Annotated in this window: 11 protein-coding genes; 9 read left to right on the forward strand and 2 right to left on the reverse strand. The window is 76.4% G+C overall.

Annotation, left to right across the window (positions count from 1 at the left end):
* Nucleotides 1-6: 6 nt before the first annotated feature.
* Nucleotides 7-642, reverse strand: coding sequence for a TetR/AcrR family transcriptional regulator (locus BJP59_RS01500; protein ID WP_194522023.1), 636 nt, complete (start codon nucleotides 640-642; stop codon nucleotides 7-9).
* A 95-nt stretch (nucleotides 643-737) separates the two neighbouring features.
* Here BJP59_RS01500 and BJP59_RS01505 point away from each other — a divergent pair, with 95 nt between their 5' ends.
* From BJP59_RS01505 to BJP59_RS01530, 6 genes are all read left to right on the forward strand, one after another.
* Nucleotides 738-1,448, forward strand: coding sequence for a DUF981 family protein (locus tag BJP59_RS01505; protein ID WP_021482095.1), 711 nt, complete (start codon nucleotides 738-740; stop codon nucleotides 1,446-1,448).
* An 83-nt stretch (nucleotides 1,449-1,531) separates the two neighbouring features.
* Nucleotides 1,532-2,152 carry a hypothetical protein gene (locus tag BJP59_RS01510; protein WP_194522024.1) on the forward strand — a complete coding sequence of 207 codons (621 nt, stop codon included), beginning with the start codon at nucleotides 1,532-1,534 and terminating at the stop codon, nucleotides 2,150-2,152.
* 108 nt (nucleotides 2,153-2,260) lie between these two features.
* Nucleotides 2,261-2,791 carry a hypothetical protein gene (locus BJP59_RS01515; protein ID WP_137279693.1) on the forward strand — a complete coding sequence of 177 codons (531 nt, stop codon included), beginning with the start codon at nucleotides 2,261-2,263 and terminating at the stop codon, nucleotides 2,789-2,791.
* Between the two features lie 110 nt (nucleotides 2,792-2,901).
* Complete coding sequence (locus tag BJP59_RS01520) at nucleotides 2,902-4,593, forward strand: DUF7059 domain-containing protein (RefSeq protein WP_194522025.1); 1,692 nt, start codon at nucleotides 2,902-2,904, stop codon at nucleotides 4,591-4,593.
* Between the two features lie 42 nt (nucleotides 4,594-4,635).
* Nucleotides 4,636-5,607, forward strand: a complete 972-nt coding sequence (locus BJP59_RS01525; protein WP_194522026.1) for a LysR family transcriptional regulator — start codon at nucleotides 4,636-4,638, stop codon at nucleotides 5,605-5,607.
* A 118-nt stretch (nucleotides 5,608-5,725) separates the two neighbouring features.
* Nucleotides 5,726-7,222, forward strand: coding sequence for a S1 family peptidase (locus BJP59_RS01530; protein WP_194522027.1), 1,497 nt, complete (start codon nucleotides 5,726-5,728; stop codon nucleotides 7,220-7,222).
* An 84-nt stretch (nucleotides 7,223-7,306) separates the two neighbouring features.
* Here the strand turns inward: BJP59_RS01530 and BJP59_RS01535 are convergent, their stop codons facing one another.
* The gene (locus BJP59_RS01535; protein WP_228485218.1) at nucleotides 7,307-8,005 is read right to left on the reverse strand and encodes a vitamin K epoxide reductase family protein; all 699 of its coding nucleotides are present in this window, start codon (nucleotides 8,003-8,005) and stop codon (nucleotides 7,307-7,309) included.
* 341 nt (nucleotides 8,006-8,346) lie between these two features.
* Here BJP59_RS01535 and BJP59_RS01540 point away from each other — a divergent pair, with 341 nt between their 5' ends.
* From BJP59_RS01540 to BJP59_RS01550, 3 genes are read left to right on the forward strand one after another with little or no spacing between them, the layout of a single operon-like run.
* Nucleotides 8,347-10,023 carry a DUF3375 domain-containing protein gene (locus BJP59_RS01540; RefSeq protein WP_194522028.1) on the forward strand — a complete coding sequence of 559 codons (1,677 nt, stop codon included), beginning with the start codon at nucleotides 8,347-8,349 and terminating at the stop codon, nucleotides 10,021-10,023.
* Nucleotides 10,020-10,772 carry a DUF4194 domain-containing protein gene (locus BJP59_RS01545; RefSeq protein WP_228485219.1) on the forward strand — a complete coding sequence of 251 codons (753 nt, stop codon included), beginning with the start codon at nucleotides 10,020-10,022 and terminating at the stop codon, nucleotides 10,770-10,772. Before BJP59_RS01540 ends, BJP59_RS01545 begins: the two co-directional genes overlap by 4 nt.
* A complete protein-coding gene (locus BJP59_RS01550; RefSeq protein ID WP_194522029.1) occupies nucleotides 10,772-14,437 on the forward strand; it encodes an ATP-binding protein in 3,666 nt (1,221 codons plus the stop codon). Before BJP59_RS01545 ends, BJP59_RS01550 begins: the two co-directional genes overlap by 1 nt.
* The last annotated feature ends 3 nt before the right edge of the window (nucleotides 14,438-14,440 follow it).

Raw genomic sequence — 14,440 nt, forward strand, 5'->3', positions numbered from 1 at the left:
TTGGCCTCAGCGCCAGTGGTCGAGGAAGCGGGCGACGGTCCGCGTCGCGTGGTCGAGCACGTGACCGTCCTCCGCGGCGGCCCCCGAGAGCAGCGCCGCGTCCACGACGTGCGCGACGAGGTCGGTGTCCGTCACGTGCCCGTGGCCCGACGCGTCGAGCACGGTCCGCGCCGCCGCCAGCAGGCGCGGGCGCGAGGCCCGCATGATCGGTCGCAGCGCCGGGTCCCGCATGGCCGTGAGCATCGGGTCGAGGCGCACGTCGACCACCGAGTCGTCCACGTGCGGGGCGTAGAGCGTCTCGATGAGCTCGCGCGCCGTCGCGGTGCTCGAGCGACGCCGGCGGGCGAGGGTGTCGGCGTGCGCCTGCGCGGCCGTCGCGCGCACGTCCTCCGCGGCCTGGACGGCGGCGGCGACGAGCGAGGCGCTCGTCGGGAAGTAGTACGACGCCGACCCCTGCGGCACGCCCGCGGCGCGGGCGACCTGCCGGTGGGTCACGGCGGCGAAGCCCTGGTCGATGAGCAGGTGCGCGGCGGCGTCGACCATCGCGCGCTGCCGCTCCGCGCTGCGCCCCTGCACCGTGGTGCGTGCGCCCCGCGCGCCGCTCGTCGCCGACCGGTCCCGGGCACCCGCAGCGTCGTCCACGCGGCCATCGTAGTGAGGAATAACCTATACGCGCGTATGGTTATCGCCCTCGGACCGCGAGCGCGGCCCGTGGAACGAACGAGGAGTGGAGAAGGATGGTCGCCGCCGAGGGGCTCGTCATCGACTGGGCGCAGATGCCCACCTACAACACCGTGATGTCCGTCGCCGTCGGCGCCGGGCTGATCCTGCTGGTCATGCTCGGCCGCGAGCTGCTGCGGGCGCCCGGGAAGATCGTCGTGGAGGGCTGGTCGCTCGCGTTCGGCGTGCTGGGCACGATCCTCACGGCGACCGGGCTGCACATGACGCTCACGTGGCCGCTCGCCGCGGGCGGCTTCCCGTTCGACAACATCATCTTCGGCGAGACGAGCCTCGCGTTCGGCGTGCTGCTCCTCGCCGCCGCGTTCTACCTCTGGACCCGCGGCCGCGCCGCGCTCGAGCGGGCCGACGCCACCGAGCACCTGCAGGCCGTCGCGCGCCCCGTGTCGGTGTTCGTGCTCGGGATGGGCCTCGGCCTCGTCGCCATCGCGATCGCCGGCGTGACGTACCAGCTCTTCGCCGCGCCGCCGGAGGAGCCGATCTCCGGCGCGTTCGCCGCCTACCCGCTCGTCGAGGCGATCTTCATGTCCGGGCTCATCGCGCTCGTGGGCGTCGGCGCGATCCTCTTCCCGTTCGCGGTCCGCTCCGGGCGCCGCGTCGTGCGGGTCGTCATCGGGTGGGCCTGGGGCCTGTCCGGCGTCGCGTTCCTGCTGTTCGGCGCGATGAACTTCTTCACCCACATCGGCCTCATCGTCAACACGATGGGCTGACGCCGCGGCGACCCCGAGGACCCCGCCGGCCGACCAGGCCCGCGGGGTTCTTCGCGCCCGCGGGAGGCGTCATCATAGGGGCCATGCAATCACCGGTGCGCGCCGTGGCCCACGCCGCGGTCCTCGCCGTCGTCGCCGGGCTGTGCCTCGCCGTCGTCGCGAGCGGGGCGTTCGACGTCGTGTCCCTCCCGGGCGCAGCACCCGCCGCCGCACCGCCCCCGCCCGCCGCACCCGCGGCGTCGTCCCCGGGTGCCGGGGACGGCGCGGACGACGGCGCGGCACCCGCCGACGGCACGGACCCTGCCGAGACGGACCTCGCCGCGACCACCGCGCCCGACGACGGCACGGACCCGGCTGCGGGCGCCGTCGACCCGGCGTGCCGGGAGGCGGAGGTCGCGTGGGGCGCGGCGGCCAAGGCGCAGGTCAACCTCACGGTCGACCACCCCGAGGCCCTCGTCGAGGGGTTCACCACCGCCCGCGACACGCTCGCCGGGGCCACCCCGCCCGCGGCGGTCGCGCGCGACTGGGCCGTCGTCACGACCTACCTCACGATGATCGCGGACGAGGTCGAGGCCACCGGCACGCGGGACACGGGCGAGCTGTCGCGGGCGATCGACCGCGTGGGGCGCCGGATCGACACGGCGGCGCTCACGTCGTCGTCCCGGGCCGTCACCGAGTACTTCCGGGCCGGCTGCGCGCGCTGACCGGCACCCGCCGGAACTTCACCCCGTGGCGATGGCCACATGGGGAGCGGTCCCCACTTCGAGGATTTGAGGGCGCGCGACGCGCGTCCGTGGGAAACCATGGTCGTCATGCGCACCCGACTGACGATCACCAAGACCACGACCGCCCTCGCGACGAGCGCCCTCCTCGTGCTCGGCCTGGCCGCCTGCGGTGGCTCCGGCGACGACGCGAGCACCGACTCCGAGACCACGCCGGCGGAGGAGACCAGCACGTCGGCCGAGGAGGAGACCACCCCGTCGGAGGAGCCCGCCGAGGAGGAGTCCGGCGACACCGAGGCGTCGGGCGACTTCTGCACCGCCTACGACGCCCTGCTCGACGCCCAGACGACCCTGAGCTCGATCGACACGAGCGACCCGGCCGCCGCCGTGACGCAGTTCGAGACGTTCACGGCGTCGCTCGAGGCCGCCGAGGCCCCGGCCGAGATCAGCACCGACTGGGACAACGTCACGGGCGTCTTCCGCCAGCTCACCGACACGCTCGAGACCGCGGTCGACGACCCGGCGAACGCCGACATCTCCTCGATCACGTCGCTCATGACGGACGAGACCTTCCAGACCTCGGCGCAGAACGTCGCGGTCTACGGCACGCAGAACTGCTGACGACGTCGTCCCCCACGGACCCTCGGCACGCCTCGGCGAGCCGGGGGCCCGTCGCGTCCGGGGCGGCGCGGGCCCTCGGCCGCCGCGCGCGGATCGGTGAGGATGGAGCCATGCCTCCCGCCTCCAGCACCCCGAGCCCGTCGTCGCGCACCGTCGCGGACGGGCCCGGCCCCGTCCCGCCCGGCGCCGGCCTCGCCCCCGCCGACCTCGCGGCCGCCGCGGCGACGCTGCGTGAGGACCTCGCGGCGGCGGACTTCACGGTCGACGGCGTCGAGCGCGTGCTCGGTCCCGTCGCGTCCGCCGCGCTGCACCGCGAGCAGGCCGTCCCGGCGCGGCGCGCGCTGCGCGACCGCGGTCGGGAGGAGGCCGACCCCACGGCCGCTCTCGCCGCCCTCTTCCTCCTCGGCGACGACGTGCCCCGGCGCGCCCTCGACGCGGCGCTCGGGCGCACGGGGGTCGACGGCGCACGGCGGCTGGGCCTCGTCGAGGCGGCGGGCGCGGGCGAGGACGACGCGGTGCGCGCGCTCGTCGACCTGCGGCCGTACGCGGCGACCGACGCCGCGGGCCCCGTCACGTGGTGGTTGTCGTCGGACCTGGGCGAGCTCGCGACGGGTCGCCGGCTCGCCCCGGACCACGTGCTCGGTGCGGGCGGCGCGTCCCTGACCCTCGCCCAGGTGACGGTCCGGACGCCGGTCGGGCGCGTGCTCGACCTCGGGACGGGCTGCGGCATCCAGGCCCTGCACGCCGCGCGGCACGCGCGCGCGGTCGTCGGCACGGACATCTCGCGCCGGGCACTCGGCTTCGCCGCGTTCAACGCTGCGTTCAACGCCGCGTTCGACGAGGACTCCGGCGACTCCCCGTCGGCCAGGCCCGGAGGCGCCGCACCGGCCGGGCGCGTCGAGCTGCGCGAGGGCTCGATGCTGGAGCCGGTCGCGGGCGAGCGGTTCGACCTCGTCGTGTCGAACCCGCCGTTCGTCATCACCCCGCGCGCCGCCGGGGGCGCGCTCCCGGACTACGAGTACCGCGACGGCGGCCGGTCGGGCGACGACCTCGTGCGCGACCTCGTGACCGGGGTCGGCGCCGTGCTCGAGCCCGGCGGCGTGGCGCAGCTCCTCGGCAACTGGGAGCACCGCCGCGGCGTCCCGTGGGACGAGCGCGTCGGCGCGTGGCTCGACGAGGCCGGCCTCGACGGCTGGGTGGTCCAGCGCGAGGTGCTCGACCCCGCGGAGTACGCGGAGACCTGGATCCGCGACGGCGGCACGACCCCCGAGCGCGAGCCCGCGGCGTGGGCGGCGGCGTACGGCGCGTGGCTCGACGACTTCGCCGCGCGCGACGTGGAGGCCGTCGGCTTCGGCATCGTCACGCTGCGCCGTCCGCTCGCGGGCGCCCGCCCGACGCTGCGGCGGCTCGAGGAGCACACCGGGTCGGTGCGCCAGCCGCTCGGCGCGCACCTCGCGGCGTCGCTCGCGGCGCACGACTGGCTCGCGGCGCGCGACGACGCGGCCCTCGCGGGCGAGCGGCTCGCCGTCGCGCCCGACGTCACGGAGGAGCGGTTCCACACGCCCGGCGCCCCGGACCCCACGGTCGTCCTGCTGCGCCAGGGCGACGGTCTGGGCCGCGCCGTGCGGGCGACGACGGGGCTCGCCGCGCTCGTCGGCGCGAGCGACGGCGAGCTGACGGTCGGGCAGCTCGTGGGAGCGATCGCCGCGCTGTTCGAGGTCGGTGCCGAGGACCTCGCGGGCGACCTCCTGCCCGACGTGCGCGGGCTCGTGCGCGACGGCTTCCTCGCACCCGTGGGCTGACGCGCGCGACACGCCCCGGCCGCACCGATACGTTGGGGCGGCATGGACCTCGAGGTGCGGCACCTGCGCATGATCGTGACGGTGGCCGAGACGGGCAGCGTGACCAAGGCGGCGGCGTCGCTGGGCCTCGCGCAGCCAGCCCTCACCGCCCAGCTCAACCGGATCGACCGCACGCTCGGCGGGTGCGTCTTCACGCGCGACCGGCAGGGCGCGCGCCCCACGGAGCTCGGCGAGCTCGTGCTGCGGCACGCGCGCGTCGTGCTGCCCGCCATGTCCGCGCTGGTCGACGACGCCCGGCGGCTCACCAGCGAGCACGGCACGGTCGGCCGCGTGCACGTGGGGACGGTGAGCTCCGCGATCGGCGGCCTGTTCGCGAGCCGGCTGCACACCGCGCTGCCCGGCGCGCTGGGGGTCGACGACCTGCTCGTCACGACGGCGACGTCGTGGTCCGTCGAGGAGACCGCGGACCGCCTCGCGAGCGGGACCCTCGACGTCGCGCTCGTCGGGATGTGCGGCGACGCGACCCCGCCCGCGGCCGGGGGCCTGGTGTGGACGGCGGTGTCCACCGACCCGGTGTTCGTGCTCGTCGACGAGTACCACCCCGTCGCCGGGCGCGACGCCGTCGGGCTGGACGAGCTCGCCGACGCGCTGTGGCTCACGGCACCCGGGAGCGGGTGCTTCGAGCGCTGCTTCGTCGGTGCGTGCGCGCGGGCGGGCTTCACGCCGCGCGCGATGGGGGAGTCGGACCGCACGTCGTGCATCGACCAGGTGCGCGGCGGGCACGCGGTCGCGCTCGTCCAGCCCGTGCTCCTCGACGCCCCCGGCGTGCGGACCGTCGCGCTCGAGGGCGCCCCGCTGCGCTGGACGCACCACGTGGGGTGGCGGCGCGACGCCGTCGACCGCCTCCCGGTCGACGCGGTCCTGCGGGCCGCGACGGGTGCGCACCGCGACGCCGTGCAGCGCTCGCCCCGCTACCGGCGGTGGCGCGCCGAGCACCCGGTGGAGACCGCGTAGGGGCGAGCCCGCACATAGCGCCCGCGTATGACCTGATCGTGATCTGGGCGCGCCCTGGACGCGTCCCTAGCGTGGCCCTCGACCGGGCCACCCGGGCCCGGCGAAGGGAATGGACGACATGACACGACCACTCCGCAGGAGGCTCGCCGCGGTCACCGCCGCGGCGACGCTCCTGGCGGGCGGGGCCGCGACGCACGCCGTCGCCGCCACGCCCGCACCCGACGACCAGCGCGCGACGGTGCGCGCGGTCCCCAAGACGGCCCCCGGCCTGGAGCGCGCGCTGGAGCGCGACCTGGGCCTCAGCGCGCGGGACGCACGGACGCGCCTCGCCTTCCAGTCCGACGCGGCGGGCACCGAGGCCGCGCTCGAGCGGCGCCTCGGCGCCGACTACGCGGGCGCGTGGGTCGACGACGCCGCGAACGTCCTCTACGTCGGCGTCACCGACGCCGCCGACGCGCGCACGGTGCGCGCCGAGGGCGCCACAGCGGTCGACGTCGACCACACGCTCGCCGACCTCGAGACCTGGCGCGCGACGCTCGACGGCGCGCTCGCCGACGACCCGGCGGCGCTGCCGGGCTGGTACGTCGACGTGACGCGCAACCGCGTCGTCGTCGCGGTGCGCGAGGGCGGCCAGGCCGACGTCGCCGCCCAGGTCGCCGCCGCGGGCGTGCCCGCCGACGCGGTCGCGTACGAGGAGACGACGGAGTCCCCGCAGCCGCTGATCGACGTCGTGGGCGGGAACGCCTACACGATCGGCGGCGGCAGCCGGTGCTCCGTCGGGTTCGCCGTCCAGGGCGGGTTCGTCACCGCCGGGCACTGCGGCTCGACCGGCGCGCGCACGTCCGGGCCGGCGGGCACGTTCCGCGGGTCGAGCTTCCCGGGCAACGACTACGCGTGGGTCCAGGTCGACGCGGGCAACACGCCCGTCGGCGCGGTGAACAACTACGCCGGGGGCCGCGTCGCGGTCGCGGGCGCGACGCAGGCGCCGGTCGGGGCCTCCGTCTGCCGCTCGGGCTCGACCACCGGCTGGCACTGCGGCACCGTCCAGGCTTACAACGCGTCCGTCACCTACCCGCAGGGGACCGTCACGGGCCTCATCCGCACGACGGTGTGCGCCGAGCCCGGCGACTCGGGCGGCTCGCTCCTCGCGGGCAACCAGGCGCAGGGCGTCACGTCCGGCGGGTCCGGGAACTGCAGCTCCGGCGGGACGACGTACTTCCAGCCGGTGGGCGAGATCCTCTCGGCGTACGGCCTGACCCTCGTCACGAGCGACGGCGGGGGCGGCACGCCGCAGCCGCCGACGGGCTGCAGCGGCTACGCCCGCACGTACACCGGGTCGCTCGCCGCGGGCACGACGGCGGTCCAGCCCAACGGGTCGTACTACACGGCCGGGGCCGCCGGGACGCACCGCGCGTGCGTGAGCGGTCCGAGCGGTGCCGACTTCGACCTCTACCTCCAGCGCTGGAACGGGTCGACGTGGGCGACGGTCGCGCAGTCGACCTCCCCGGGCGCGAACGAGTCCCTCTCCTACTCGGGGGCCGCGGGCTACTACCGGTTCGTCGTCCAGGCGTACTCCGGCTCGGGCGCCTACACGCTGGGGGCGACGACGCCCTGACCCGCCCGCCGCGCGCCGAGCACGAGGTCGCCGTCGTTCCCGTCCGCTTCCCGGGAGCAGCCTCGTGCTCGGCCGCGTGGGCGGTCAGGCCAGCAGCGCCGGGCCGTACTTGAGCAGCACGAGCGAGGCGAGGCCCACGAGCCACGCCGCGACGAGGTAGCCGTACGCGCCCGACCGCACGAACCCGAGCAGGCGCGCCTGGGCGCCGCGCGGCAGGTAGAGGTTGTCCTCCAGGACGTTCCAGTGCAGGAGCGACGCGAACACGAGCGTCGTGGAGACCGTGATCAGCAGGCACCACGGGCACAGCGCCCCGATGACGAACATCGACTGGTAGAAGAGCCAGTACGCGAACACGACCCCGAGCAGGTACACGCACTGCGCGGCGAAGAGGAACCACCGGGGGAAGCGGGTCCCGCCGAGCGCCGCGACCGCCGTCGTGATGACGATCGGCTCCGCGACGAGCCCGAGGAACGCGTTGGGGAAGCCGAACACCTGCGCCTGCCACGACTGCGCGACCGTCCCGCACGACAGCACGGTGTTGACGTCGCACGACAGCACGGCGCCAGGGTCCCCGGCGAGGAGGACGGCGTCGTACGACAGCACGAACGCCGCCGTGAGGCTCAGCAGCCCGAACAGCAGCATCTCGCCGAACAGCACGCCGCGGGAGTGGGTCCAGCCCGTGGGCCGGGCGAAGGGGTCGAAGCCCGCGTCCGGCGTCGGGCCCGACGCCGTCGTGCCGGGCGAGCGGGCGTCGTCCGCGAGCGCGGTGGTCGTTCCGGTCACGGGCGGTCCTCGGGTCCGCGGGGCCCCGCCGGAGAGATCCGGCGGGCGGGGCAGAAGGTGGCGCCGGCCGGCAGGGTGGGCGCGCTGCCGGCCCGGCGCCGCACCCAGCGTACGAACGTGCGCCGCGGGGCCGACAGGGACCATGGTCCCGGATCCGGGGCGCTTCTCGGGCGGTCCCGGGCGACCGGTCGGACGCCCGCCGAGCCCGTCGGGAGGGCAGCCTCGCGGTGGGTCGTGGGGGCGGTGCGGGCGGTCCGCCCTAAGATCTGGGGGCGCCCCCTCGCGTGGCGCGCCCTGGCCGCCGCGCCGGGCACCGACCCGCCCCGCCCGAGAGGACCTGCGTGCAGCACGACGACGTCGACTCCCTGCGACGGTCGAGCGCGGCGTGGCGGCTCCTGCGCGCGGACACGGCGCCGCTCGTGCTCTCGTTCCTCGGCACGCTGTTCGTCGAGGACAACGTGCGCGCCATCCCGGAGAGCGAGCTCGTCGCGCGCCTCGACGACCACCTGTGGGCGGTCGACGGCCGGGCCGCGCGCGCCTCCGGCACGGAGCCGCGGTACCCGCGCGCCCCGCAGGCGTACGTGGACCACTGGACGCACCCGGACCAGGGCTGGCTGCGCGCCTGGTACCCGCCCGGCTCGGCGGAGCCGCACTACGACGCGACGCCCGCCGTCGAGCAGGCCGTGCGCTGGGTCGCGTCGCTGCGCGGGCGCGGGTTCGTCGGCACCGAGTCGCGGCTCAACACCGTCTTCGAGCTGCTGCGCCAGCTCGCCGTCGGCACGCAGACCGACCCGGCGGAGCGTCTGCGCGAGCTCGAGGAGCGCCGCGCCGCGATCGACGACGAGATCGCCCAGGTCCGCGCGGGGCGCGTCGCCGTCCTCGACGCGGCGGCGCAGCGCGACCGCTACCAGCAGCTCACCCAGACGGCGGCCGACCTGCTCTCGGACTTCCGCGAGGTCGAGGCGAACTTCCGCTCCCTCGACCGGGAGCTGCGCGAGCGCATCACGGGGTGGGACGGCGCGAAGGGCGAGCTGCTCGAGGAGGTCGTGCGGTCGCGCACGGCCATCGCGGAGTCGGACCAGGGGCGGTCGTTCCACGCGTTCTACGACTTCCTCCTCGACCGGCGCCGCCAGGAGGAGTTCGCCGCGCTCGTCGAGCGCGTGCAGTCCCTCGACGCGATCGCGCCCGACGTCGTCCGGCCGGCCCCCGGGACGCCCGGCCCGGCCGTGGACGCCGCCGCGCAGGCCGCGGCCCGGGAGCAGGAGCACCGCCGCCTGCGCCGCGTCCACTACGACTGGCTCGACGCCGGCGAGCGGACCCAGGCGACCGTGCGGACCCTCTCCGAGCAGCTCCGCCGCTTCCTCGACGACCAGGTGTGGCTCGAGAACCGACGGGTCATGGACATCCTGCGCGGCGTCGAGGCGAAGGCGCTCGCCGCGCGCGACGTCGCCCGCGCGGCAGGCCGCGCCGGTGCGCCGCCGGGGATGCCGGTGGACGCCGTCGCGCCCGAGGTCGTGCTGCCGACGGAGCGGCCGCTCTTCACGCCGCGGCCCACGGCCCGCCTCGACTCCGACCACGTCGAGGTCGGCGACGACGACTTCGAGGTCGACGCGCTGTACGACCAGGTGCACGTCGACCCGGAGCGCCTCGCGCGCACGGTCCGCGCGACGCTCTCGCGGCCCGGCGGCCCGGGGGAGGTCGCGCTCGCGGACCTGCTCGCCGAGGCCCCGCTCGAGCACGGGCTGGCCGAGCTCGTGACGTACCTGTCGCTCGAGGACCCGCGGTTCGTCGTCGTGCACGACGACGAGCGCACCGACGAGGTGCGCTGGGAGGGCGAGGCCCCGGCGGGGCCCGTCGCCGAGGACGGCGCACCCGAGCCGGTGGTGCGCGTCGCGCGCCTGCCCCGCGTCACGTACGCGCGGCGGACGAGCGGCTCCCCGCCCGGCGGGCCCCCTGCCGCACGACCCGATGCACGACCCGACGCCGCCCCCGACCCGAGCCCGGAGGAGACCCCGTGAGCACGACCCGCACCGCGCGCGACCCGGAGCTGTCCGTCGTCGTGACGTCGCTGCTCAAGGGCGTCGTCTACCGCGAGTCCGGCGAGGCGCTGTGGCGCGACCTGCTCGCCCGCGAGGCGCAGGTGCGCGACGCCGTCGCGATGCTCGGGCTGCAGGTCGTCGTCGACGAGGGCGACGGCTACGCCTACCTGCGCTCGCAGCCCGAGCACGAGCGCGACGAGCGCGTGCCGCGGTTGATCCCGCGCCGCGAGCTGCCGTTCGACGTCAGCCTGCTGCTCGCCCTGCTCCGCAAGCGGCTCGCCCAGGCGGACTCGGAGGGCGGCGAGACGCGCCTCGTGCTCACGCGCTCGGAGATCGTCGACCTGCTGCGGGTCTTCCTCACCCAGGACGCGGGCGCCGCGGCGAACGAAGCACGGCTCGTGGACCGGGTGGACGCGCTCGTGCGGCGCGTCGTGGAGCTCGGCTTCCTGCGCCCGGCAGGGCGCCCGGACCCGGACGGGCCCGACGCCGGCGCGCCGGGGGACCCCGGCGACCCGGCCGACGCGGAGGCCCGGCGGTACGAGGTGCGCCGCATCCTCAAGGCGTTCGTCGACGCGCAGTGGCTCGCGGACTTCGACGCGCGCCTCGCGCAGTACCTGGAGCTCGCCGCCGAGGGCGGCGGCCGGGGGGCGGGGGCGCGCGCCGGGACGGGCGCGGGGACAGGCCTGGCGACGGGCACGGCGGGCACGACGACGAGGACGGTGGCGTGATGGAGGGCCTGTTCAGCGCGGTCGAGCTGCACGACCCGGCGGCCGACCTCGACGCGCGCGCCGGGTTCCGGCTCGAACGGCTCGAGGTGCTCAACTGGGGCACGTTCGACCAGCGCGTGTGGGCGTTCGACCTCGACGGTCGTAACGCCCTGCTGACCGGCGACATCGGCTCGGGCAAGTCGACCATCGTCGACGCGGTGACGACGCTGCTCGTGCCGTCGCACCGGATCTCGTACAACAAGGCCGCCGGGGCGGGGGCGCGCGAGCGGTCGCTGCGGTCGTACGTCGCGGGGCACTACAAGTCCGAGCGCGACGAGGCGACGGGCACGACGCGTCACGTGGGCCTGCGCGAGCGCGGCACGTACTCGGTCGTGCTGGGGCGGTTCTCGAACCGCGGGTTCGACCAGGAGGTCACGCTCGCGCAGGTGTTCTGGCTCGCCCCGGGCCAGGCGGGCCAGCCGGACCGCTTCTTCGTCACGGCGGACCGCCCGCTGACGATCACCGAGGACTTCGCGGGATTCGGCGGCGACGTCACGGCGCTGCGCCGCCGCCTGCGCGAGTCCGGCGCGCAGGTGCGCGACCACTTCCCCGACTACGGGCGCGACTTCCGCCGCCTGCTCGGCATCCCGTCGGAGCAGGCGATGGACCTGTTCCACCAGACGGTGTCGATGAAGTCGGTCGGCGACCTCGGCGAGTTCGTGCGCGAGCACATGCTCGAGCCGTTCGACGCCGACCGCTGGACGGACCGGCTCGTCGCGCACTTCGACGACCTGACGAGCGCCCACGACGCCGTCGTGCGGGCCACCGCGCAGATCGAGCGGCTCGCGCCCCTGCTCGCGGACTGCGACGCGCACGACGCGCTCGGGGAGCGGGCCGAGGCGCTCGTCGCGCGCCGCGACGCCCTGCGCGCGTTCACCGCGTCGCGCCGCGTGGCGGACCTCGACGGTCTCACCGCCGCCCTCGACGAGCGCGTGGCCGACGGCGAGGCCCGCCGCCGCCGCGTCGTCGACGAGCTGGGGCTGCTCGGCGCCGAGCGGCAGCGGCTCGAGCTCGAGCGCGCGGGCCACGGCGGCGACCGGCTCGCCGCGATCGAGGGCGAGGTCGCGCGCCGCGAGGTCGAGCGCGCCGCGCGCGAGCGCCGCGTCGCCCAGCTCGCCGGGTACGCGGCGGCGGCCGGCCTGACGCTCGGCGCCCCGGACGGCGCCGACGCCGCGGCGGGGGACTCCGTCCCGGCGGGGCCGGGGGAGGGCGCCACGGCGGGCGCGGTGGCCGCCGCGCTCGTCGACGCCGAGGCGTTCGCGGCACTCCGGCGCGCGGCCGACGACGCCGCCGTGCGCGTGCGCGACGACCTCGCCCGGGCGGAGGAGCAGGCGAGCGAGGTCGCGGCGCAGGTGCGCGCCGTCGAGCAGGAGACTGCCGACGTCAAGGCCGAGCTCGCGAGCCTCGCCGACCGCCGGTCCAACCTGCCGCGCACCCACCTGGAGGTCCGGGACCGGCTGTGCGACGGCGTCGGGCTCGCGCCGGGCGACGTCCCCTTCGTGGGCGAGCTGCTCGCCGTCCGCCCCGAGCACGCCGACTGGGAGGGTGCGGCCGAGCGCGTGCTGCGCGGCTTCGCGCTCTCGCTCCTCGTGCCGGCGGCGCACTACGACGCGGTGTCCGCGTGGGTCGACCGCGAGCACCTCGGGCTGCGGCTCGTCTACCACCGGGTGCCCGAGCGCGTCCCCGCCGCCCGGCCGGCGCCGCGCGAGGACGGCGTCCCGCTCCTCGCCGACCTGCTCGACGTGCGCCGTCTCGACGACGCGCCGACCCTCACGGCGTGGGTCGAGGCCGAGCTCGAGCGCCGCGCCGACCACGCGTGCGCGCCGGACCTCGACGCGTTCCGCCGGCTCCCGCGCGCGATCACGCGGGCCGGCCAGGTCAAGCACTCGCCGGACCACCACGAGAAGAACGACACGCGCGCGGTCGACGACCGCCGGGGCTACGTGCTGGGCTGGTCGACGCAGGCGAAGATCGACGCGCTGCTCGAGCAGGCGGCCGAGGTCACGGCGCGTCGCGACGAGCTTGCACGGCGTCGGGACGAGGCGGCCGCCGCACGCGAGGCCCTCCAGGCCCGTTCCGCCGCGCTCGGGCGGCTCGACGTCTACCGCGACTGGGACGAGCTCGACCGCGGGGCCGAGACGGCGCGCATCGCCGAGCTCGCCGAGGAGAAGCGGCGGCTCGAGCAGGCGAGCGACGAGCTCGGCCGCCTCGCGGCGCTCCTCGACGACAACGCGCGCCGCCAGGCGGAGCTCGAGGCGGAGCGCGACCGCGTCGTCGCGACGCTCGGCGCCGACCGGCACGCGCTCGACGAGGCGCGGACGGCGCGGGAGCGGGCGCGCGCGGTGCTCGACGGCGCGGGCGAGACGCTCGACGAGGAGACGACGGCGGCCCTCGCCGCGGAGTTCGACCGGGAGCTCGCGGGGTTCGGCGCGGCGGGCCCGGGCGGCGCCGCTGACGGCCCGACGCGCGCGGCCGACCTCGACGCGGTCGAGAACGCGGTGCGCTCGCGGCTCACGGCCGAGGCCGAGCAGGCGCAGCGCGAGCGCGCGGACCTCGGGACGCGGATCGCGGGGCAGATGGCCTCGTTCCGGTCGGCGTACCCGGTCGAGACGGCGGAGCTCGACGCGGACGTGCGGTCGGCCGACGGCTACCGCGAGATCCACGACCGGCTCGTGCGCGACGACCTCCCGCGGTTCGAGGCCGACTTCAAGGCGTACCTCAACACGAACGCGATCCGCGACATCGCGGGCTTCGCGGCCGAGCTCGCCAAGCAGGCCGACGTCATCCGCGACCGGATCGACACGATCAACGACTCGCTCCGCGCGATCGACTACAACCCGGGCCGGTACATCCGTCTGGAGATGTCGCGCACGCCCAACCTCGAGGTGCGCGAGTTCCAGCAGGACCTGCGCGCGTGCACCGACGGCGACGGGATCCTCGCCGAGGACGACCGCGCGCTCGCCGAGGGCGACGGGTCGCTCGCCGACGGCGCGCTGTCGTACTCGGAGGACCGGTTCCTGCGGGTCAAGGCGCTCGTCGAGCGGTTCCGCGGACGCGAGGGCATGACGGACCTGGACGAGGCGTGGCGCCGCCGCGTGACCGACGTGCGCAACTGGTTCGTGCTCTCCGCGTCCGAGCGGTCCCGCGCCGACGACTCCGAGCACGAGCACTACTCCGACTCCGGCGGCAAGTCCGGCGGCCAGAAGGAGAAGCTCGCGTACACCGTGCTCGCGGCGTCGCTCGCCTACCAGTTCAAGCTCGACTGGGGCGCGGTGCGGTCGACGGCGTTCCGGTTCGTCGTCATCGACGAGGCGTTCGGGCGGGGGTCGGACGAGTCGACGCGCTTCGCGCTCGAGCTGTTCCGCCGCCTCGGGCTGCAGCTGCTCATCGTCACGCCGCTGCAGAAGATCCACGTCATCGAGCCCTACATCTCGGCCGTCGGGTTCGTCGACAACCCCACCGGCCGGTCGTCGCGCCTGCGGACGCTGTCCATCGCCGCGTACCGCGAGGGCCGTCGGGAGGGCGACGCCGCGACGTCGGAGGGCGAGGCCGCGCCGTCGGACGGCGGTGCCGAGCCCGCGGTCGAGCCGGTGCCCGATCCCGTGCCGGAGAGCGTGGCGACGTAGCGC

It is taken from the genome of Cellulosimicrobium sp. JZ28, from assembly GCF_015327065.1.
Taxonomy (GTDB): domain Bacteria; phylum Actinomycetota; class Actinomycetes; order Actinomycetales; family Cellulomonadaceae; genus Cellulosimicrobium; species Cellulosimicrobium funkei.